Raw genomic sequence first — 20,781 nt, forward strand, 5'->3', positions numbered from 1 at the left:
CACCTCCGTACGCCACTAGCCGATCGCTTACGCTATTATTCCTTAATTTTTATCTGCATATTTCAAATCAAAGTATCCTACTGGATGACGAAGGATTCCTTCTACCCCGTCCGCTTGTAATACAACCGTATTGTAATAACGAAGCGGCACTGCAATCATTTCCTCGGCAAGCAGTCTTTCTGCCTCATATAGGTATTCGTAGCGTTTTTCTTCATCTGTTTCTGATTTACCATTCGCAATCAATTCATCATATTCGGCATTAGACCAGCCTGTTCGGTTCATATAGGAGTCCGTAATAAAGCTTTCCAGGAAGTTAACCGGGTCACTGTAATCATTGATAAAGGAACTACGTGAGAATTGCAGCTCCAGGTTTTGCTGTGCTTCGGCAAATACGTTCCACTCTTGGTTTTCTAATGTCACATCAATACCAAGATTATCGCTAAGCATACCTTGAACGGTTTCTGCTACTGCTTTATTCAAATCAGTTGTGTTATACGATAATACAATTGGCGGGAGCTCTTCATAGCCCTCCTCTGCCATACCTTCCTCTAATAACTGTGTTGCTAAATCTGGGTCAAATGTTACAAGATCACCATTTTCTTCACGGAAGTCCCCACCAGAAGGTGTAGTGAATCCTGGTGAAACAAATCCATATGCAGGGTCAACACCAGTTTTCACAACATAGTCAGCAATATCCTGTCTGTTGATCGCATAGGCAATTGCTTGCCTAATTTTCTTGTTTTGGAATGGCTCTTCAGTAATATTAAAACGGAAGAATTCTAGACCCCCATAGTTTCCAATATATACATTGTCCCCATCAATTAATTGATCCGATAGCTCTGGTGGAATGGTCGCAGTATCCAATTCACCCGTTTCAAACATTTGATATTGCGTATTTGTATCATTGACCATTGCAAAATGAACCTTATCTAATTTTACTGCTTCTGCATCCCAATATTCTGGGTTTTTAGCAAATACCATTTCTGTACCGTGTGTCCATGACTCCAGCATGAACGGACCATTCGCTACAAATGTATCTGCTTCTGCATGCCAGCTTGGGTTTTCTTCAGCGACCCGATGATTGATCGGGAAAAACGCTGGGTTTGTTAATAGGTCAAGGAAGAACCCAGTCGGTGCTTCAAGTACAACTTCTAATGTCTTTTCATCAGCTGCAGTTACAGCAACATCGTCTGCACTACCCTCACCTGTGTTAAATGCTTCTCCACCTTTAATAAAGTAACCAAGAAATGCTGCAGATGAAGCATTCTCCGGATCAAGCATATACTTCCACGCATATACAAAGTCTTCGGCTACAACTGGATCACCATTCGACCAGTTCGCATCCTCTCTTAGATGGAACGTATACGTTAGCCCGTCCTCAGAAATATCCCATGATTCTGCAACACCTTCTGCCGCTACAGATTCCTCGTTCAGCCTTGTTAAGCCTTCCATCAGATTGTTTAATGGATCCCATGAAACTGCATCAAAGCCTATAGACGGATCTAATGACGAAGGCTCTACACCATTATTCAAACGAAGAATTTTCTCACCCGGATTCTCTTCTACTGCCTCAGCATCATTTGAATCTGTTTCTGTTTCTCCTGTATCACTCTCTTCTGGTTCTTGTCCTGCATCTTCATTTGCAGTACATGCTGCTAAGACGACAACTGTTGTCAATGCAAGCAAAAATAATAGTAACCTCTTCATGCCTTTTCCCCCTTTTTATAATAGTGATTTGGACTGCATGGACTTTCGTTTCATCCATAACAGCCCCTTCCAGCTCCACAACGCTAAAGCCCTATCGAGTCTTCCGAAGCACTTGCGAGTTAGAGCCTTACTGCAGTTAATAGCTGTTTAGCCCGTTCATCCTGTAGCCAGCAGTTTACATGATGTGATTCTGATAGCTCCTTACTCGCGGGATAAACTTTATCACACACCTCCATCGCAAATGGACACCTGGCAGTGAATGGACACCCTGCAGGAGGTGAGAATAAATCTGGTGGTGTTCCATCGATTGGAGTAAGCTTTTCTCCTTTTAAGTCGAGACGTGGAACAGAATTCAATAAACCTCGTGTATAAGGATGCTGTGGCTTGTAGAAAATTTCCCGCTTCGTTCCCGTTTCAATGATCTTACCGGCATACATTACTGCGATTCGATCTGCAATCTTTGCGACAACACCAAGATCATGTGTTATTAAAATAATCGATACACCTGTTGCAATTTGAATTTTTTCAAAAAGCTCGAGAATTTGTGCTTGAATTGTTACATCAAGTGCGGTAGTTGGTTCATCTGCAATGAGAAGATCCGGCTCGCAAATTAACGCAATTGCAATTACAATTCGCTGGCGCATTCCACCGCTAAATTGATGCGGATACTGCTTTAGGCGTTCTTCTGGATTCGAGATACCTACAAGATCCATCATCTCAATAGCTTTCCTCTTTGCTTCGTTACTCGATACTCCGTGATGCGCAATCACTCCTTCCATTAGCTGTGTGCCAATGGTTAAGGTTGGATTAAGTGCGGTCATAGGATCTTGAAATATCATAGAAATATCCACACCGCGAATAGAACGCATTTGTTTTTCCGAGTATTTAACAAGATTCTTTCCTTTAAATTTAATTGAACCATCTGTAATCTTCCCCGGCGGGTTTGGGATCAAGCGCATGATTGCATTAGATGTAACACTTTTCCCACAGCCTGACTCACCTACAATTGCCAGTGTTTCTCCTTTATTCAAATGAAAATCAACTCCGCGGACGGCTTTTACGGTTCCACCATAAGTAGTAAACGTCACGTGGAGGTTATTAACTTCTAAAATTTTTCCCATGGTGTCCCCTACTTTCTTAATTTCGGATCAAGTGCATCCTGCAATCCATCCCCTAGTACATTAAAGGCAAACATCGTAAAGGATATAAAAAATGCCGGGAAGAACAATGTCCACCAGTTACCAGAAAGAATAGCTCCTAATGAGTCGTTTGCCATTACCCCCCAGCTTGCAAATGGAGACTGAATCCCAAGTCCAATAAAACTTAAAAATGCTTCCGCAAAGATCGCTGAAGGGACTGTTAATGTCATCTGTACGATAATCGGCCCCATCGTATTTGGTAATAAATTTTTCCGAATGATTCTTGAAGACTTCGTACCGAATGATTTGGAAGCGAGAACAAATTCATAATTCTTGATTTGCAGAACCTGCCCTCGCACAATTCGGGCCATCCCGACCCATCCGGTTACCGTAAGTGCAATAATAATTGTCGAGAGACTCGGGCCTAATACGACGAGTAGTAATATGACGACTAATAAATACGGTAATCCATATAAAATTTCAATGATGCGCATCATGACATTATCTGTACGTCCGCCTTTATAGCCAGAAATACCTCCCCAAATAATGCCAATGGTGACATCGATGAGGGCAGCCATTAATCCAACGAACAAGGAGATTCGTGCACCATACCATGTTCTAGTAAAAACGTCTCTTCCAGCATTATCCGTCCCAAACCAGTGCTCTGCAGAAGGTGGCTGATACTGGTTTGGCAGATCTTGTTGATTGACCTCATAAGGTGATAGTATTGGGCCAAATATAGCCATTACTGCCAGCAATATTAAAAATAAAAGTCCCAACATTGCAAGTTTATTCTTCAGTAGTCGTCTCCATGCATCCTTCCAGTAGGATAGCGATGGTCTAGCAACAACCTCCGCGGCACCTTCATCTTTTTCTTTCCACTTAAACCATTCATCCGGGACTTGAGAAGGAGAGTGTGCTGACTTTACTTCATTCACAGACTTCATATTACTCCCCTCCCTTTCGATGGAACTTAATGCGTGGATCTAATATTCCATAAGCGATATCCACAAGGAACAGCATGATGATTAAAAATGCACTATAAAATACAGTTGTCCCCATAATTACGGGATAATCACGTTGGTTAATACTTTCAACGAAATACTTACCCATCCCTGGTATGGCAAAAATCTGTTCAATAACAAAGGTTCCAGTTAAAATTCCTGCCAGCAGAGTTCCCATGATTGTTACAACCGGCATTAACGCATTACGAAGTGCGTGTTTAAATACGATTTTCCAAGGAGACAATCCTTTTGCCTTTGCCATTTTTATGTAATCCTGAGTTAACACTTCCAACATTGTCGAACGGGTAAGTCTAGCAATAATTGCCATCGGCCCCGTTGCAAGTGCAGCAATTGGCAGAATCATATGCGCTGGGCTTGACCAAGTTGCAGTAGGTAACAATTCCCACGTTACAGCTATCTGTTGAATAAGTAACGTTGCTAAAATAAAGTTTGGTATGGATATACCGAGAACAGCAATCCCCATCGCTAAATAATCAATCACACCATTATGTCGTAAAGCAGCAAGGATTCCTAAAATAATCCCAGAGATAACAGCAACAATAATGGTTAAAATTCCAAGCTCAAATGAGATCGGAAACCCTCTAGCCAATAAATCATTAACCGATTGATTTGGCTGTTTTATGGATGGCCCAAAATCAAACGTCACGATCGACTTTAAGTAAAGCAAATATTGAATGGGATAAGGCTCATCTAAATTATAATGTGCTTCTAAATTAGCCCGAATTGTTTCATTTGATGATTGATCACTATTAAATGGTGAGCCTGGTATACTGACCATTAAAATAAAGGTTAATGTAATAATTACCCACAAAGTTACGAGCATTATTAGGAATCGTTTTAATATGTATTTCAGCACGACCTAGCACCCCCGTATGATTCTTTTTTCATGCTGCATCATCTATTCAATTATCGTTTCTTAGTTAACCGAACAAAATACAGCGCTTACATTTTATGAAAACTTTGACTGTAAAGCGAGCTCAATCATGACCAGCATTGCTTGATAGGCTTCCAGAATATCATCTGCTTTGAAACCTACAATTGTTGTACCGGGTTCAATCCATGTTTTGGGCATTAAATTTGCCCATTCAGCCTGTCCGTAGTTATTAAATTCAATACGAAGTAATGGCTTCTCTGGTGGCACTAGGGCTTTTACTTGGTTACGGTTCTTTAGTGCCTCATTTACCTTTACTTTTAAAAGTGCCTCTGCTTTTTTTGGTGTCATGCTTTTGACAGCGGATCTTGAAATGGTTTCTTTAACTGCGACAGTGGTTACATTGGGGTTAAGCTCCTTCGCCTCCTTTACTGCTTGATCATCACCAGATACAAATAAAAGCGGGATACCGTAATAGCCAGCAACATAGGCATTGAGCCCCATTTCTCCAATTGCATGATCATTGATGAAAATATTCCGTACAGCATGAATCATGGAATGGGATAACACACCAAACTGACTAGCGCGAGCATGATAGCCTATAAACATTGCTCCATCATATGTATCATCTAAACCTTGTACCATTGAAAAAGGCTTTGCATCACCCGTAATTAGCGATGCTTCGGGATGAAGCTCATCAATAAGTATATTGTTCATTTTTGAATGACTATCATTGACCAGCACTTCTTTACAACCATATGTAAACGCCGTCTCAACAACTTTATTTACTTCTTTGGTCATTACTTTTCGTGAACGTTCGTAATTATGCTCGCTTGGAGTTAGGAAAGTATAATCAGGTATACCTGTAATCCCTTCCATGTCAACAGATAGGTATAATTTCATATCTTCTTCTCCTTGCTATGAATTTTATTATTTGTTTTTTCTCAATTTTAACACACCGTTAACAAAAAGAGAAGTTTGAATTTTCCGTTCTATAACTTTTATATATACCCGAGAATGAATATTTCAGTTATCGTTCTACTGCGCACGCAAAAAAACAGGCGTATCATTCGATTACACCTGTTTTCCCTTAAATTACTATAAAATTGCTTATTAGTCATTAGACAAACTTCATACATATATAAATATTATTACACGTATCGTTTAAAATTCAGCTGCTATTTTTGCATTTGATAAATCAAGTACAGGTTGTACAGATTCTTTAGTTTCATCAATACGCTCTATATCTGCACCTAATGCTGCCAATTTTCCAACGATATCTACATAGCCTCTATCCAAATGTTTTAGCTCTGTTACACGTGTATGGCCATTTCCAACTAAACCAGCTAAAATTAGAGCTGCTGCTGCACGAAGATCTGTTGCAGCTACCTCTGCACCTTGAAGATCAGACAATCCTTCAATAATTACGCTGCGTCCTTCAATCTTCATATTTGCATTCATCCGTCTAAATTCTTCTACATGCATAAAACGGTTTTCAAAAACGGTCTCCGTAATGACACTTGTGCCTTTTGCACGAAGCATCAATGCCATCATTTGTGACTGCATGTCTGTTGGGAACCCTGGATGTGGCAATGTTTTAATATCTGTAGCTTTTAAATCATCAGATCCAATAACGCGAATCCCTTCATCTTCTTCCATAACTTTTACATTCATTTCTTCCAATTTGGAAATAACGGAACGTAAATGTTCACTTTCTGCATTTTCGATTAAAACATTTCCACCAGTAATTGCAGCTGCAACCATGAATGTACCTGCTTCAATACGATCAGGAATAATGGAATGTTCTACTCCACATAGCTTTTCCACACCATGAATACGAATTGTTTCCGTACCAGCACCAACAATTCGTGCACCCATTTTATTCAAGTAATTTGCCAAATCTACAATTTCTGGCTCTTTTGCACAGTTTTCAAGGACTGTTTTGCCTTCTGCGAGGGCAGCTGCCATCATAATGTTCTCAGTTGCTCCAACACTTGGCATATCTAAATAAATCTTTGCACCTTGAAGACGGCCGTCTACTTTTGCTTCTACAAAGCCATTACCAACATGAATCTCGGCCCCCATAGCTTCAAAGCCCTTTAAATGTAAATCAATTGGTCTTGAACCAATCGCACATCCACCTGGCATTGCAACTTTCGCGTGTCCATAACGGGCCAATAATGGTCCCAAAACAAGTACAGAAGCACGCATTTTTCGTACATATTCAAATGGTGCTTCTGTTTCCAAACGCTTTGAAGCATCCACATATACCGTGTTGCTCTCAGCATCAAAATCAACATCGGCATTCATATTTCTTAAAACTTCATTAATTGTATATACGTCAGCTAAAACGGGGACTTCTTTAATAACGCTTTTTCCTTCACTAGCAATCAGACTTGCTGCTATCACAGGAAGTACTGCATTTTTAGCACCTTCAACGCGAACAGCGCCACTCAGTTTCTGTCCACCTCTTACGATGATTTTCTCCATGTTTATAAATCTCCTTCAGATCCAATTTCACTATATTAATATTCATGTATTAGGATAGGTGTTCCTATCGTATATTTCAGTTCTTCTTTTTCGTTCGTTGCTATAGCTAATTGTAAGTTCAACGGGGCATCATCAATGATGAAATTTTCTTTCCATAAGTCTGTATACCCGTATACAATTTTTTTATGTGTTGAATTTTTTACTGTGTCGAATTGTGTCTTAATATGTCGTAAATCAAAATAACTTATGATTTCCTCTACAAGAACATCAGACTCCATTATACCACTAAAATCTGTAGTCAGACAAGCAAATGTTTTTGACGTTTCTGTTAAATATTTCTCCACTATCTCACGCTTTTTGGAAAGGTAATTTCCCTCAATTTCCCCGTTCCATTTCGTGCCTTCTATTATTACAATGATTTCTGATTTAATCGTAGTGTCCTTGGGAATAACAATTGTATAGGATACTTGCAAAGCATTGTGTTTAGCGTCTTCCCTAAGCAAATATTTTATAGCATTTCCATCTTCGCTTCTAGTGACAAAACTACCATTTTTCATTTTATCTAATTGCCGTTCTGCTTGTTCTGCTGTTACACTCTCTTTCATTGTAACCTGCCAGCTTTCAATTGGAATCCCATTGCTTATTGTAAAGTTTGCTAAATCAATCATTTCGTCAGATTCCATCCCGTGGACTACTGGTTTAGCAGTGATTAATAAAAATAGCACTAATAAAATTGATAGTTTTCTCATAATAAAATCCCCCTGTATTAAACGAATAGCATTAGTTTAGACAGAGAGACTACATCGCATACCTTACAAATAACGACAAGTTTTTGACCAAATATCTTAGTTTGCACACATCTGATAATGGATTAATACCCTTATAAAAAGATTATCATGCAACGAACTTCATACACAATCTTGAAAGAGATATAAACGCATTAGAAAAGATAGATTAGATCGCTAGACCATCTTAAAATATCAAGGAGAAATTGACTTACTCCAGTTCCAATTACAATTGCAAGGAACAGTAGAAAGATTCTTCCTTCCGTTGTTCTTCCCTTCTTAATTATTGGTTCAAAATTCATTGCTAGAATGATTCGCCATGAAATATAAATGAAGAGCAGATGTGAAATGATACTAAATAAAGCCATTTGTCCAATTGAAAACATATTGACCACCTTTGTTTAGTTGCTAATTGTTACATTGCCATGATTAAAAAGAAATGTCAATGCTTTTATACGCTCAATTACTATATCATTTTTTGGAGATAATTCAGTTATTCCGATGCTTTATCCCGCCATTTCCCGGGAAATATCGACAGGAGTGAATGGAAATAATGGAATGGATTTTGTATCGGGCATTAGTAAGTGCAGCGTGACCTGTTTACTTATCTGCGCTGTAAAATAGAGGATTGGATACCGTGTTTCTTTGGAATCGTTCACACGTAAAAAATCTCTTACAACATTTCGTTATAAGAGATTCTCATACATTTAACTGCCTACATTTAGGCGATTGGTTGCGCGTTTGAGTGCTAATTCAGCCCGTATTTTATCGATATTATCGGCTTTTGCTTGAAGACGACGTTCCGCACGTTCTTTCGCTTCCTTTGCGCGTTGTACATCAATTTCTGCAGCTTTTTCAGCAGATTGAGCAAGAATCGTCACTTTATCTGGTTGGACCTCCATAAATCCACCATTTACCGCTAAATGTTTCGTCTCTGATCCTGTCTTGAGACGAACAGCGCTGATTTGTAATGGAGCTACAAGAGGTATGTGTCCAGGTAAGATACCGATTTCTCCAGTTTCTGCCTTACAGACAACCATATCAAAACTACCCTCTAAAACCGGACCACTAGGAGTAACAACACTCACTTCCAGTGTTTTCAATGTAACCCCTCCTAAGACTTGGTAGAAGAAAGCTATGATAATTCATCAGAGTTTCTTCAGAAATATCATTTCTACAGTATTCTCCTACCTATTATCTATTATTCCATGCCTTTTGCTTTTTCAAGTACTTCTTCAATACGTCCCACAAGACGGAATGCATCCTCTGGTAGGTGATCATACTTACCTTCTAAGATCTCACTGAATCCAGCTACAGTTTCTTTAACAGGCACATAAGAACCTTTTTGTCCTGTAAATTGTTCTGCAACGTGGAAGTTTTGAGAAAGGAAGAATTGGATACGACGTGCTCTTGAAACGACTAATTTATCTTCATCGCCAAGCTCATCCATACCTAGAATCGCAATAATATCCTGCAGCTCACGATAACGCTGTAGTGTTTGTTGTACTTCTGTTGCTACGCGATAATGCTCTTCCCCAACAATCTCTGGATCTAGTGCACGTGAAGTAGATGCTAAAGGATCCACAGCAGGGTATATACCTTGTTCAGATAGACCACGGTCTAGGTTTGTCGTTGCATCCAAGTGTGCAAACGTTGTTGCCGGAGCCGGATCCGTGTAGTCATCGGCAGGTACATAGATCGCCTGAATCGATGTTACGGAACCTTTATCTGTTGATGTAATACGTTCTTGCAATTGTCCCATTTCCGTTGCTAGTGTTGGTTGGTAACCAACAGCAGATGGCATACGTCCAAGTAGTGCTGAAACCTCAGATCCTGCCTGTGTGAAACGGAAGATGTTATCAATGAATAGCAATACATCTTGTCCTTGCTCATCACGGAAGTATTCAGCCATCGTAAGACCTGTTAATGCTACACGCATACGTGCACCAGGTGGTTCGTTCATTTGTCCGAATACCATCGCTGTTTTAGCAATAACACCAGAGTCTTTCATTTCATAGTAGAGGTCATTTCCTTCACGAGTACGCTCTCCAACTCCTGCGAATACAGAAATACCACCATGTTCTTGAGCAATGTTATTAATTAATTCCTGGATTAAAACGGTTTTACCTACACCAGCACCACCAAATAGACCAATTTTTCCACCTTTAATATATGGAGCTAATAAGTCTACTACTTTGATACCTGTTTCTAGAATTTCAGTTTCTGTAGACAAGTTTTCAAACTTAGGTGCTTCACGGTGAATTGGGTCTAAGCGTAATCCGTCTGCTAACGGTTCATCCAAGTCAATTTTTTCACCTAAAACATTAAATACACGTCCTAATGTTACATCTCCTACTGGAACGGAAATAGGTCTTCCAAGGTTTTCTACTGTTGCGCCACGTTTAACACCGTCAGTTGATGACATTGCAATTGTGCGAACACTGTTATCTCCTAAATGAAGAGCTACTTCTAATGTAAGATCTGTATTTTCATCTTGGACAACTAAAGCGTTATATATTTCTGGGAGTGTGCCGTCTTCAAATCTAACGTCAACGACCGGTCCCATTACTTGTGTAACGTGTCCTTTACTCATCGCTTTCCCTCCTAACTTACTTAAAGCCTGTTAAAGAAGCTTATTCAAGCGCTGCTACTCCACCACTGATTTCTGTGATTTCCTGTGTAATCGCCGCTTGACGTGCACGGTTATATGTCAATGATAAGTCATCAATAAGGTCACCAGCATTATCTGTTGCACTTCTCATTGCAGTCATACTTGCCGCATGTTCACTTGCTTTTCCATCCAATAAAGCACCGAATATTAAGCTTTCGGCATACTGTGGTAAAAGAACTTCCAGAATTTGTTCTTGATCCGGATCATATTCATAATCATTGTTAATGGCAGAGTGTGCGTCCAAATTCTCGATTGGCAACAATTTTTTTGCAGTCACCTTTTGAGAGATTGCACTAACATAATGATTGTAAATAATGTTAAGTTCATCAATTTCTCCGTCACTATACATTTGCACTGTCTCAGAAGCTAATTCTTTGATGTCTGCGAATGTAGGGTGGTCTGCCATTCCAAGAATACTATTTGACATGGGCAGATCACGTTTCTTACAGAAGTCGTATCCTTTGCGCCCTACAGCAATGACTGTATATTCGTCTTTACTTTCATGACGCTTTTCAATTGTTTGAACCAAGTTTCGCAGTATATTACTGTTATAAGCACCAACCAATCCACGGTCAGAGGTTATAACTAAATAGGCTGTTTTTTTCACTTCACGTTTAATCAACATCGGATGAGATACATCTGTATTGCTATTAGCGATACTAGCTACAACTTCCTGTAGTTTATCTGCGTAAGGAACGAACCCTTTTGCATTCTGCTCTGCTTTACTCATTTTTGAAGCGGATACCATTTGCATTGCACCAGTAATTTTCTTTGTTTTCTTTGTTGAATCTATTCGAGCTTTTAAATCTCTAAGTGATGCCAAGCTTTTTCACCACACTTTCCTGACAGAGGTTGAGCCGGAAAAGGCTGTGTCATGTCAACTCTTTCCGGTCCATTATTCTCTTTTCGAAATCTATTGACAAAGGGAAACACTTTTTCAGGTGTTTGTACCTTCGTTTACTTAATTTGTCGTTGGTAAGAATGTTTTCTTGAATGCTTCAATAGCAGATTTCATATCGCTATCATCTGGCAAGTTACCTGTTTCACGGATGGTAGTCAATAATTCATTGCGATTGCTTTCAAGCCATACATTCATTTCACTTTCGAAACGAAGTACATCTTCTACTGAAATATCATCTAAGAATCCTCTTGTTAGTGCATAAAGAATCATTACTTGTTTCTCAACAACCATTGGCTTATGCAAACCTTGCTTCAGAACTTCTACCGTTCTTTGTCCACGATTTAATTTAGCCTGTGTTGATTTATCCAGATCTGATCCAAATTGTGAGAAGGCTTCTAGCTCACGGAATGACGCAAGATCAAGACGTAATGTACCAGCAACTTTCTTCATTGCTTTAATTTGTGCTGACCCACCAACACGGGATACAGATAAACCGGCGTTAATTGCTGGTCTTACACCCGAGAAGAACAAGTCAGATTGCAAGAAAATTTGTCCATCTGTAATTGAAATTACGTTCGTTGGAATGTATGCAGCGATGTCGCCTGCCTGCGTCTCAACGAATGGTAATGCAGTTAAAGAACCGCCACCACGTGCATCACTTAATTTAGCAGCACGCTCTAGTAAACGTGAATGCAAGTAGAATACATCCCCTGGGAATGCTTCACGACCCGGAGGACGACGAAGCAGCAAGGAAAGCTCACGGTATGCTACTGCTTGTTTTGACAAGTCATCATATACAACAAGTACGTGCTTCCCGTTGTACATAAATTCTTCACCCATTGCTACACCTGCATATGGAGCAAGGTATAATAATGGTGCAGGATCAGAAGCTCCTGCTGTTACAACGATTGTGTAATCTAATGCGCCGTACTTACGGAACGTTTCTACAGTATTTCGAACAGTCGATTCCTTTTGTCCAATTGCAACATAAATACAAATCATATCTTGGTCGCTTTGGTTCAAAATGGTATCAACGGCTACTGTTGTTTTTCCTGTCTGACGGTCACCAATGATAAGCTCACGTTGTCCACGACCGATTGGCACCAATGCATCAATCGCTTTGATTCCCGTTTGCAATGGCTCATCAACTGATTTACGATCCATTACTCCTGGAGCCTGCGCTTCAATTGGACGGGTTTTAGAAGTTTCAAGTGTACCTTTCCCATCAATTGGCTGTCCTAGTGGGTTTACAACACGTCCCAATAATTCTTCTCCAACTGGTACTTGCATGATACGTCCTGTTCGACGAACTTCATCGCCTTCTTTAATCCCTGTGTAAGGCCCTAGAATAACGATACCAACGTTGCTTTCTTCTAAGTTTTGCGCTAGTCCCATAACACCGTTTGAGAATTCAAGCAACTCTCCAGCCATTGCGTTATCAAGTCCGTGTGCACGTGCAATCCCGTCCCCGATTTCAATAACTGTTCCAACGTCACTAACTTCGATATCTGTATCGAAATTTTCAATTTGCTGTTTAATTAGTGTACTGATTTCTTCAGCATTTATGCTCATACCATTTCACCCCTATCATCTTTGTTCATAATAAGCATGTATAAAATTCAATTCCATGTTAGAAGACCATGTCAAGTATGTATGCTTAACTTTGGTCTGTACGTTGCCTGTTCACATTAATTAGTAGAAACAATGCGTTTTGAAATACGATCTAATTTTCCACTAATTGTTCCATCATAGATTGTGTTTCCAACGCGAATTTTAATTCCACCAATAATGGAAGGATCTACAATGTTTTTCAAATTGATTGCAGTTTTACCGATTCGTTTTGCGAATGTTTGCTGCAACTCAGTTTTTTCAACATCTGTTAATTCACGTACAGAATAAACCGTTGCATCCGCGATACCCTTAGCATCATTCACTAATTGAATGAAACTTACGATAATGTTGGAAAGAGCTTTAATGCGTCGGCGTTCAACAAGCAGTTTGATTGTATTGATAATATCTGCTTGTATACCTTGAAACACTTTCGTAATCAGTTGTTTCTTTTCCACATTATCAATTTTGGGATGCATTAAGAAAGTTTCCAATTGTTTATTTTTGTTAAATACTTCTTGAACGACTCTGAATTCCTTCACGAGTTGATCCAGTGTATTCTTTTCAAGTCCGAGTTGGTAAAGAGCGTCTGCATAACGTTTAGCTACAACAACTTCACTCATCGCTCTTCTCCTACCTCTTTAATGTAATCATTGATCAATTTCTCTTGATCTTGTGCACTTATTTCCTTTTCAATCACTTTACTTGCAATAAGTACGGATAAGGATGCAACTTTATCTTGAAGTGCTTGTAATGCTTTTTCCTTCTCATTTTGAATATCAGCTTGAGCTGCTAGGATTAAGCGGTCTGCCTCTTTACGTGCAGCTTCAACAATATCCTGTTCTTGCTTTGCTCCAGCTGCCTTTGCGTCCTCAATTAATTTTTGAGCTTCTTCTCTTACTTGGTTTAGCTGTGCCGCAGCATCCTTTGAAGCTTTTTCAGCCTCAAGACGACTTTTTTCTGCTGCTTCAATTTCTCCAGCTACATACTCCTCACGCTCTTGCATTTTGTTCATGAGGGGTCCCCAAGCGAATTTTTTTAGTAATGCTAGCAATATGATAAAGAAGGCTAATTGTACGAGCATGTCTCCTACCCTTAATCCTCCAACACTAGCTCCAATTGTCATAAAGTCAATGTATGAATGCACTGATTTCACTCCTTTCAATGTGACTTCACATCTATTTACCTATAGTGATTCATTTTATTTTCATATCACCTGAAAGTTACATAAAGGAATGGCGAAGATTCTATGGTAACGAACTTCGCCATTATGTTTTAAATAAAATACAAATACAATTACATGAAGATAGCCATAAATGCGATAACTGCTGCGATGATTGGAATCGCCTCAACAAGTGCTACCCCGATAAACATCGTACCTTGCAATGCACCTCTAAGTTCTGGTTGACGTGCGATTCCCTCTACTGTTTTACTAACGATCATTCCGTTACCAAGACCTGCACCTAGTGCTGCCAGGCCGATTGCGATTGCTGCTGCTAATGCTTCCATTGAAAATTTCCTCCTTTTATTTAAACCTAATATTATTTTTTATTTAATGGTCACTGCTCACTTTGTGAGACATATACACCATTGTTAACATAACAAATACATAAGATTGAATTGCACCTATAAACACACTAAAGCCCATCCATGCCAGCATTGGTATTGCTGCTCCTAATGCTCCCAAGAAGCCTGACATTGCCATACCTACAAGTAAGGTTAATAATACTTCCCCTGCATAAATGTTACCAAATAGACGAAGACCTAATGTTAATGTGTTAGTAAACTCCTCTATAATTTTAAATGGCAGCATTAAAGGTACTGGGCTGACATACCCTTTGAAATATGCTTTTGTTCCTTGTGTTTTAATGCCATAGAAATGGGTTAATACGATAACCATAGCGGATAGTGTTAATGTTAATGTTGCATCTGCGGTTGGTGATTTCCACCATAAGTCATGACCGACCACTCCGACAGTCGCTACACCTACTAGGTTACTAACAAGGATGTAAAAAATCAGCGTTAATCCTAATGGAAGAAACACCTTCCCTGTTTTCCAGTCCATTGTGTCACTAATAATTCCTTTTACAAATTCAACTACCCATTCCATAAAGTTTTGCATCCCGGTTGGCTTCATCTGCAGTTTGCGACTTGCCCACACACAGAAAACAAACACAATTAGCGATACAACTGCAATCATGAGGACATTGGACATGTTAAAGTCGAGCCAGGAAATCCCAAAGACGTCATTAACTATTGGAGCTGTATGATCCAAAATTCTCCCCCCTTTACACTACATACTTATAAATCCGTTCATACTATGCCTGTTAAACTAGTTTACTTAATATGTTTTCTTTGAAAAATGAATCGAAAAGCAACATCAATTCCTATTATGATGTATGAAGATACAAGACCAAAAACTAGGGCAATAATATGAAAGGTTTCATTAAATCGAAGTGCGATCAAAACGGAAAGCATTGTTGCAGCAAGCCTTGAGAATGTTCCCAATCCTCCGCGTACCTTTCCAGTTTCAATAACCGCTTTTCCCAGTGCTTTTGTTTTATGCTGCAGTAACCATAAATTGTAGAAGCTTACAGCGCTTCCTAACAATAAACCGTTAAAAATTCGAGGATACGATGAGAACCCTGCACCAATTACGATAATTGCAAGAAGAAAGAGCATCCATTTACGCTGCCTCGTTACCATCAAATCATATTCAGACATCATGTACTCTACTCTCCTAAACAATCAAACGATATTGTGGATGTTCTCATTACAAAATAAAGGCTGAAAAAACACGTGCATCCGCTTCCAAACATAATTGTTTACTATTAAACGGTTGTTATTTTCAGTCATTATTTTAAAATATTGGTCCTGTTTCACAGCCAAAAACACGGAAATGCTTATGTAACAGAAGTTGCTTTAAGGGAAATTAAGTCTGCCATTTTTCATGTCGAATGATACTAAAAATCGTCGTATCAGCTAACAAGATAGTTGCAGTTTATATAAAAATACACCTTCCCCCACAGTTAGCAAGTTTACAACAGCTTGACCACCATTGTCAATTAGGACACTAAGATAAATTGCAATTTTTAAACCATCGATAAAATACTGTCGTTGAAACAATATGTGACATTTTCTTATCTATAAATTTACAATTAAGTGACCCAACTTTCATTATAAATGAAAGTTGGGTCGTGTAATGTGACATCTTTGTGAACTCACTTGATTTATTTGAGTTTTTTTGTCTCTTGTGAACAATGAATTATTCTATATATACAATAGATGGACTGCTTTCATATGTTCCGTCCTTGAGAAATACAGTTACTACCGCTAAATAATAACCTGTATCACCAGCATCTTTTTTACTTATTTCACCTTGATGTTCTCCTGTTTTTACATTTTCCATTTCTAATAGTCGTCTCTTGAATACAAGACTTTCAGGATCGTATAGGTCAACTTCTACCCGTCTCGCAGGTTCTGTTAGATATATCCGATATTCATATGCTTCTTCAGAGAGAGTTTTCATCGCAAACTCAAATCCTGCTGTTTTGGGTTGATTCGCAGCTTGGTTCACAAAAATATATGGTAAGTTGTATTGGTTATCTTGAGATCTCAGTGTGATCCAGCCTTGATGTACACCTTGATCCATTCGAGCTGCTGTTATACTAAGTTCAATTGGGATTGTCTTTTTCTGATTGGCTTCGATCCTAAATGACATTGGCAGCTTCCAATTAACACCATTCTGTTGCTTTGGATAATCAAAGGTAAATGTCTGTGCAACATCTGCCATGTTCTCAATTGTTAATGAAAATTCACTTGTTTCTCTATACCCATTTATTTGTCCAAAGTTGAGTTGTGGATTGTGAATGATTGTTGTCGATTCAATTGCTTTTTCCGGTTGGATTTCTCCCGTTCCTTGAATCGTGGGAGCTAAAACATTACCTTCACCGATTACATGCGCGGTTGTTTTAAGTGCTCCGAAGATTTGCTGGGTCGACCAATCTGGGTGCGCCTCTTTGATTAATGCAATAGCACCAGTAACATGCGGTGCAGCCATACTAGTGCCATCAAGTGGCTCATAACCTCCTGGAACAGTGCTCATAATATTCGTCCCTGGTGCAACTACGTCTGGCTTGATATTCCAATTAACTGTAACTGGTCCTCTTGAGCTAAATGGAGCTATTGTTCGTTCTTCATATTCGTATGCAGTTTCCAAATAAATACTTTCCCCTTCATTCTGCTCTTTCAGCCATACACCATCTTCCATGGCTATCGATACGACTGGTATATTTATTGGATCTTCTTTATTTTGAACAGAACCTCGAAACATTCCTTTCTCTTTATTATAGATTACAACAGCTACTGCCCCTTTTTCTTCAGCACGTTTTGCCATTTCATAGAACGGTGTTTCTCCACGTTTTATAAATGCGATACGCCCATTCAACTTTCCATTCTCTTCTGCCATATCAGCAATTGGATAGTCTTTTGTCAAATTCCACGGAGAAGAACCTACCATTTCAGTAAGCGGGATTGTACGATCAGCCATCGGTTCATAGAGTAGAGGGGTTTCTGTTGGTGCAGTTGATGCACCGACTGATAAAGCTTTGTCTGCAGTTGCTGGTGATCCTACAGTCCAATCTTGTGGACCGCTATTACCATTTGCTATAACTACCGCTACACCTAGTTCTGTAGCTCTGTTAACTGCTACACTCGTTGGAAAGTCAGGAACATTAACGTTATTCCCAAGCGATAAATTGATAATATCTACCCCATCTTCAATCGCCTTCTCCATTGCAGCTATTACTTGCACAGATGTTCCTGCCCCCCCAGGACCAAGCGCTCGATATGCGTAAATTTCTGCATCTGGAGCGACTCCTTTCAATTCTCCGTCGGCCGCAATAATCCCTGCAACATGAGTACCGTGTGATGTCGGTATACCTTGTTCTGGAATTGTCTCCATTGGGTCTTCATCAAGGTCAACAAGGTCATATCCCCCACTATAATTTTTTTGCAAATCTGGATGGCTGTGGTCAATCCCAGTATCTATAACCCCAACCTTTACACCTACACCGGTAAATGAAGTCGTATTTAGATCAGATGGGATTACCCCATTACCCTTTTCACGATTTCCATCCCAAGGAAGTGCTTTATATTGCTGTACCGAGTGAATACGTTGAACAAAAGGCAGCGATTCTATCTTCTGCAGATTTGCAGGAGCTCCCTGGATTGCAATGCCATTAAACAATTGGTGATAAACTGCAATAACCTCGATAAATGGATGATATGTTTCCAAATACTCTTTATGTATCTCTGGATCCCCTTCTACTTCGATGATGATCGATTCCATTTCTTTTTCCGCATGAAGTTCTTGAGGGTATGGAATAAATAGAAGTAGAAGCAATAAAAAGGTGCTAAAAATTCTCATAGGCGCCCACTCCCTTTTTTTTAGCAATAGCTTTTGAAATAAATTACGTTCTTATACATTCGTTTCGATTACACCGGATTTTTCTACCTTGCTTTTTCAGAAGAACTAATGGTATACTATTTTTTAGAAAACTTGGAATTCACCATGCCTTTGGATGAATACCTTGGTTGCACTTATGCAGCTAGGGAAGTTTTCCATCAAAATTCAATACGCATATTCCTTCGGGGTCGGGTGAAATTCCCAACCGACGGTGATGAAGCATAGCTTCTAAGTCCGTGACCCGTGCGGTTTTTATAAGATTATAAGATAGTTGATCAAAAAAGAGGATAAAAAGGACCGAGAATTTCCAGGCGGCGTAGCCCCCGTACCCTCACGTATGCAATTAATACGTGAGGAACGGGCTTGCACAACATGTGATGACTTCGACGTTCGACACAGGACGTGTTGGTAGTTAGTTGAAGGCCCCCTGTTCTCAAAATGTCATTTTTACCGGAAATTTTTGAACTACCTTTAACCTATAAACCGAGCGGTGGATCTGGTGCAAAACCAGAACCGACAGTTAAAGTCTGGATGGGAGAAGGAATTTTAGGTAGGCACGCTATTTGTAATGCTTTAGGCGAGTGCTGTTATTTGTATACTTTTTGTACAATTAACAGGATGCGATTTTGTTGTATTACATTATTTTTTCCATCGCTTACTATTAAAATTCTAATCACAAGCCTCTGAGGAAACTCAGGGGCTTTTTTCATTTCCTGCAGCTCCAGCGGCAAAGGACTGGCGAAACTTGCTAGCCTCCATACATCGCTGACCGAGCGCTGCCCCTTTTGTTGTTTACAAAGGATGCGATCTCTTTATGAAAGGAAGTGAGTTATATGTTTACAGGTTTAATCGAGGAAAAAGGTGTTGTAAAGAAAATGCTGAAGATTTCCAATCAGGCTGTCCAAATGACTATAGGATCCAGCAAGGTAATTGAGGACGTTTCTATTGGTGACAGTATTGCTGTTAATGGCATTTGCCTTACAGTGACAAGTTATAGTTCCAATAGCTTCCAAGTGGATGCTATGCCAGAAACGATAAAATCCACCTCTTTGCAAGCTTTAAAAACTGGTTCTGAGGTAAATCTAGAACGAGCAATGGCAGCAAATGGAAGGTTTGGCGGGCACTTTGTATCTGGCCATGTTGATGGTACAGGTCAAATTGTCCAGGTGTACCGAAAAGAAAATGCTATTTATTACGACATCGAAATATCTGAATCTCTTATTCCATTTTTAATGCATAAAGGTTCCATTACAGTTGATGGAATCAGTTTGACGCTTTTCCAAGTAAATCAGAATCGATTCACTATTTCCCTTATTCCCCACACCGCCTCCGAAACAATTCTTGGCGAAAAAGGCAAAGGGGATATCGTGAATATCGAGTGTGACATGCTAGCGAAGTATGTACGAAATATGCTCGATAATCAATATAAGAAGCACGGTGAAGAAATCAACCAAGATTTTCTTGAACAAAACGGATTCATATAGGAGGAATATTCATAATGCATACTATTGAAGAGGCAATTGCTGATTTGAAACTTGGAAAACCAATTATTGTTGTTGATGACGAAGATCGGGAAAATGAAGGTGACCTTGTTGCTTTATCTGAAAAAGCGACACCTGAATTGATTAATTTTATGATTACACATGGGAAAGGTCTCGTATGTGTTTCTCTTCCAGCAGAGCACGTGGAGAATATCGGACTATCACCGATGGTCAATCAGAATACGGATCCATATGGTACTGCTTTTACAGTATCTGTTGACCACAAAGATACTACTACTGGAATTAGTGCAGCAGAAAGAGCGAACACCATTCTGGCTTTAACAGATCCTCACGCACATATTCGTGATTTCAAACAGCCAGGTCATATGTTTCCGCTTATCGCAAAGGAAGGCGGCGTGTTAACTCGCCCTGGTCATACAGAAGCAGCTGTTGATTTAGCACTTCTAAGTGGTGCCTTCCCATCAGGTGTCATCTGTGAAATCATTAAAGATGACGGTACAATGGCACGACTAGCAGACCTTGAAATTATGGCTGGGAAATTTGACTTAAAAGTCATCTCAATAGCAGATTTAATTACCTATCGTAAAACAAATAATACAATGATTATTCATTCAT

General features: G+C 39.4%; 19 protein-coding genes and 1 pseudogene. 2 read left to right on the forward strand and 18 right to left on the reverse strand.

Annotated features, from left to right (window positions below; translation table 11 throughout):
• Nucleotides 1-42: 42 nt before the first annotated feature.
• The 18 genes from NST46_RS03660 to NST46_RS03745 form a co-directional block, all read right to left on the reverse strand.
• Complete coding sequence (locus NST46_RS03660) at nt 43-1,707, reverse strand: peptide ABC transporter substrate-binding protein (RefSeq protein ID WP_303448349.1); 1,665 nt, start codon at nt 1,705-1,707, stop codon at nt 43-45.
• 119 nt (nt 1,708-1,826) lie between these two features.
• Nucleotides 1,827-2,828, reverse strand: a complete 1,002-nt coding sequence (locus tag NST46_RS03665) for an ABC transporter ATP-binding protein (protein ID WP_118888511.1) — start codon at nt 2,826-2,828, stop codon at nt 1,827-1,829.
• A gap of 8 nt (nt 2,829-2,836) precedes the next feature.
• Nucleotides 2,837-3,793 carry an ABC transporter permease gene (locus NST46_RS03670; RefSeq protein ID WP_095307849.1) on the reverse strand — a complete coding sequence of 319 codons (957 nt, stop codon included), beginning with the start codon at nt 3,791-3,793 and terminating at the stop codon, nt 2,837-2,839.
• 1 nt (nt 3,794) lies between these two features.
• Nucleotides 3,795-4,727 (reverse strand): ABC transporter permease, encoded by a 933-nt coding sequence (locus NST46_RS03675; RefSeq protein WP_095307848.1) that lies wholly within the window; start codon nt 4,725-4,727, stop codon nt 3,795-3,797.
• Nucleotides 4,728-4,820: 93 nt separating this feature from the next.
• The gene (locus tag NST46_RS03680) at nt 4,821-5,645 is read right to left on the reverse strand and encodes a M55 family metallopeptidase (RefSeq protein ID WP_341136797.1); all 825 of its coding nucleotides are present in this window, start codon (nt 5,643-5,645) and stop codon (nt 4,821-4,823) included.
• A gap of 261 nt (nt 5,646-5,906) precedes the next feature.
• On the reverse strand, nt 5,907-7,232 hold the full coding sequence (gene murA / locus NST46_RS03685; RefSeq protein ID WP_095307846.1) for a UDP-N-acetylglucosamine 1-carboxyvinyltransferase: 1,326 nt from the start codon (nt 7,230-7,232) through the stop codon (nt 5,907-5,909).
• A 35-nt stretch (nt 7,233-7,267) separates the two neighbouring features.
• Nucleotides 7,268-7,981, reverse strand: a complete 714-nt coding sequence (locus NST46_RS03690; RefSeq protein ID WP_341136798.1) for a YwmB family TATA-box binding protein — start codon at nt 7,979-7,981, stop codon at nt 7,268-7,270.
• A 191-nt stretch (nt 7,982-8,172) separates the two neighbouring features.
• A complete protein-coding gene (locus NST46_RS03695; RefSeq protein ID WP_095307844.1) occupies nt 8,173-8,403 on the reverse strand; it encodes a DUF1146 family protein in 231 nt (76 codons plus the stop codon).
• A 321-nt stretch (nt 8,404-8,724) separates the two neighbouring features.
• Nucleotides 8,725-9,120 carry a F0F1 ATP synthase subunit epsilon gene (locus NST46_RS03700; RefSeq protein ID WP_095307843.1) on the reverse strand — a complete coding sequence of 132 codons (396 nt, stop codon included), beginning with the start codon at nt 9,118-9,120 and terminating at the stop codon, nt 8,725-8,727.
• Between the two features lie 98 nt (nt 9,121-9,218).
• Nucleotides 9,219-10,610: a F0F1 ATP synthase subunit beta gene (atpD, locus tag NST46_RS03705; protein ID WP_095307842.1), complete on the reverse strand. Its 1,392-nt coding sequence runs from the start codon at nt 10,608-10,610 to the stop codon at nt 9,219-9,221.
• Nucleotides 10,611-10,650: 40 nt separating this feature from the next.
• Nucleotides 10,651-11,511, reverse strand: coding sequence for an ATP synthase F1 subunit gamma (gene atpG / locus NST46_RS03710; RefSeq protein ID WP_095307841.1), 861 nt, complete (start codon nt 11,509-11,511; stop codon nt 10,651-10,653).
• Between the two features lie 138 nt (nt 11,512-11,649).
• Entirely contained in the window at nt 11,650-13,161 is a 1,512-nt protein-coding gene (gene atpA, locus NST46_RS03715) for a F0F1 ATP synthase subunit alpha (protein WP_095307840.1), read from the reverse strand.
• Nucleotides 13,162-13,277: 116 nt separating this feature from the next.
• Entirely contained in the window at nt 13,278-13,820 is a 543-nt protein-coding gene (locus NST46_RS03720) for a F0F1 ATP synthase subunit delta (protein ID WP_095307839.1), read from the reverse strand.
• The gene (atpF, locus tag NST46_RS03725) at nt 13,817-14,344 is read right to left on the reverse strand and encodes a F0F1 ATP synthase subunit B (protein WP_341136799.1); all 528 of its coding nucleotides are present in this window, start codon (nt 14,342-14,344) and stop codon (nt 13,817-13,819) included. Before atpF ends, NST46_RS03720 begins: the two co-directional genes overlap by 4 nt.
• 149 nt (nt 14,345-14,493) lie before the next feature.
• Nucleotides 14,494-14,706: a F0F1 ATP synthase subunit C gene (gene atpE, locus NST46_RS03730; protein WP_010648360.1), complete on the reverse strand. Its 213-nt coding sequence runs from the start codon at nt 14,704-14,706 to the stop codon at nt 14,494-14,496.
• Between the two features lie 43 nt (nt 14,707-14,749).
• Nucleotides 14,750-15,472: a F0F1 ATP synthase subunit A gene (atpB, locus tag NST46_RS03735; RefSeq protein WP_095307836.1), complete on the reverse strand. Its 723-nt coding sequence runs from the start codon at nt 15,470-15,472 to the stop codon at nt 14,750-14,752.
• 62 nt (nt 15,473-15,534) lie between these two features.
• A complete protein-coding gene (locus NST46_RS03740; protein ID WP_095307835.1) occupies nt 15,535-15,924 on the reverse strand; it encodes an ATP synthase subunit I in 390 nt (129 codons plus the stop codon).
• Nucleotides 15,925-16,462: 538 nt separating this feature from the next.
• Nucleotides 16,463-18,625 (reverse strand): S8 family serine peptidase, encoded by a 2,163-nt coding sequence (locus NST46_RS03745; protein WP_341136800.1) that lies wholly within the window; start codon nt 18,623-18,625, stop codon nt 16,463-16,465.
• Between the two features lie 872 nt (nt 18,626-19,497).
• Here NST46_RS03745 and ribE point away from each other — a divergent pair.
• Both ribE and ribB read left to right on the forward strand, forming a co-directional pair.
• Nucleotides 19,498-20,148, forward strand: a complete 651-nt coding sequence (gene ribE, locus NST46_RS03750) for a riboflavin synthase (protein ID WP_251660254.1) — start codon at nt 19,498-19,500, stop codon at nt 20,146-20,148.
• 11 nt (nt 20,149-20,159) lie between these two features.
• Nucleotides 20,160-20,771 (forward strand): annotated as a pseudogene (gene ribB, locus NST46_RS03755) (3,4-dihydroxy-2-butanone-4-phosphate synthase); the annotation flags it as partial.
• Between the last annotated feature and the right edge of the window lie 10 nt (nt 20,772-20,781).

This window comes from Oceanobacillus sp. FSL W7-1309 (assembly GCF_038002145.1).
GTDB lineage: Bacteria > Bacillota > Bacilli > Bacillales > Amphibacillaceae > Oceanobacillus > Oceanobacillus profundus.

Bases quoted from the DNA above. Each gene is read 5' to 3' on its own strand.
- NST46_RS03720 (WP_095307839.1), bottom strand. From the start codon at position 13,820: ATGAGTGAAGTTGTTGTAGCTAAACGTTATGCAGACGCTCTTTACCAA.
- NST46_RS03680 (WP_341136797.1), bottom strand. From the start codon at position 5,645: ATGAAATTATACCTATCTGTTGACATGGAAGGGATTACAGGTATACCT.
- NST46_RS03745 (WP_341136800.1), bottom strand. From the start codon at position 18,625: ATGAGAATTTTTAGCACCTTTTTATTGCTTCTACTTCTATTTATTCCA.
- NST46_RS03670 (WP_095307849.1), bottom strand. From the start codon at position 3,793: ATGAAGTCTGTGAATGAAGTAAAGTCAGCACACTCTCCTTCTCAAGTC.
- NST46_RS03695 (WP_095307844.1), bottom strand. From the start codon at position 8,403: ATGTTTTCAATTGGACAAATGGCTTTATTTAGTATCATTTCACATCTG.
- atpE (WP_010648360.1), bottom strand. From the start codon at position 14,706: ATGGAAGCATTAGCAGCAGCAATCGCAATCGGCCTGGCAGCACTAGGT.
- atpA (WP_095307840.1), bottom strand. From the start codon at position 13,161: ATGAGCATAAATGCTGAAGAAATCAGTACACTAATTAAACAGCAAATT.
- ribE (WP_251660254.1), top strand. From the start codon at position 19,498: ATGTTTACAGGTTTAATCGAGGAAAAAGGTGTTGTAAAGAAAATGCTG.
- atpD (WP_095307842.1), bottom strand. From the start codon at position 10,610: ATGAGTAAAGGACACGTTACACAAGTAATGGGACCGGTCGTTGACGTT.
- NST46_RS03740 (WP_095307835.1), bottom strand. From the start codon at position 15,924: ATGATGTCTGAATATGATTTGATGGTAACGAGGCAGCGTAAATGGATG.
- NST46_RS03690 (WP_341136798.1), bottom strand. From the start codon at position 7,981: ATGAGAAAACTATCAATTTTATTAGTGCTATTTTTATTAATCACTGCT.
- NST46_RS03665 (WP_118888511.1), bottom strand. From the start codon at position 2,828: ATGGGAAAAATTTTAGAAGTTAATAACCTCCACGTGACGTTTACTACT.
- murA (WP_095307846.1), bottom strand. From the start codon at position 7,232: ATGGAGAAAATCATCGTAAGAGGTGGACAGAAACTGAGTGGCGCTGTT.
- NST46_RS03660 (WP_303448349.1), bottom strand. From the start codon at position 1,707: ATGAAGAGGTTACTATTATTTTTGCTTGCATTGACAACAGTTGTCGTC.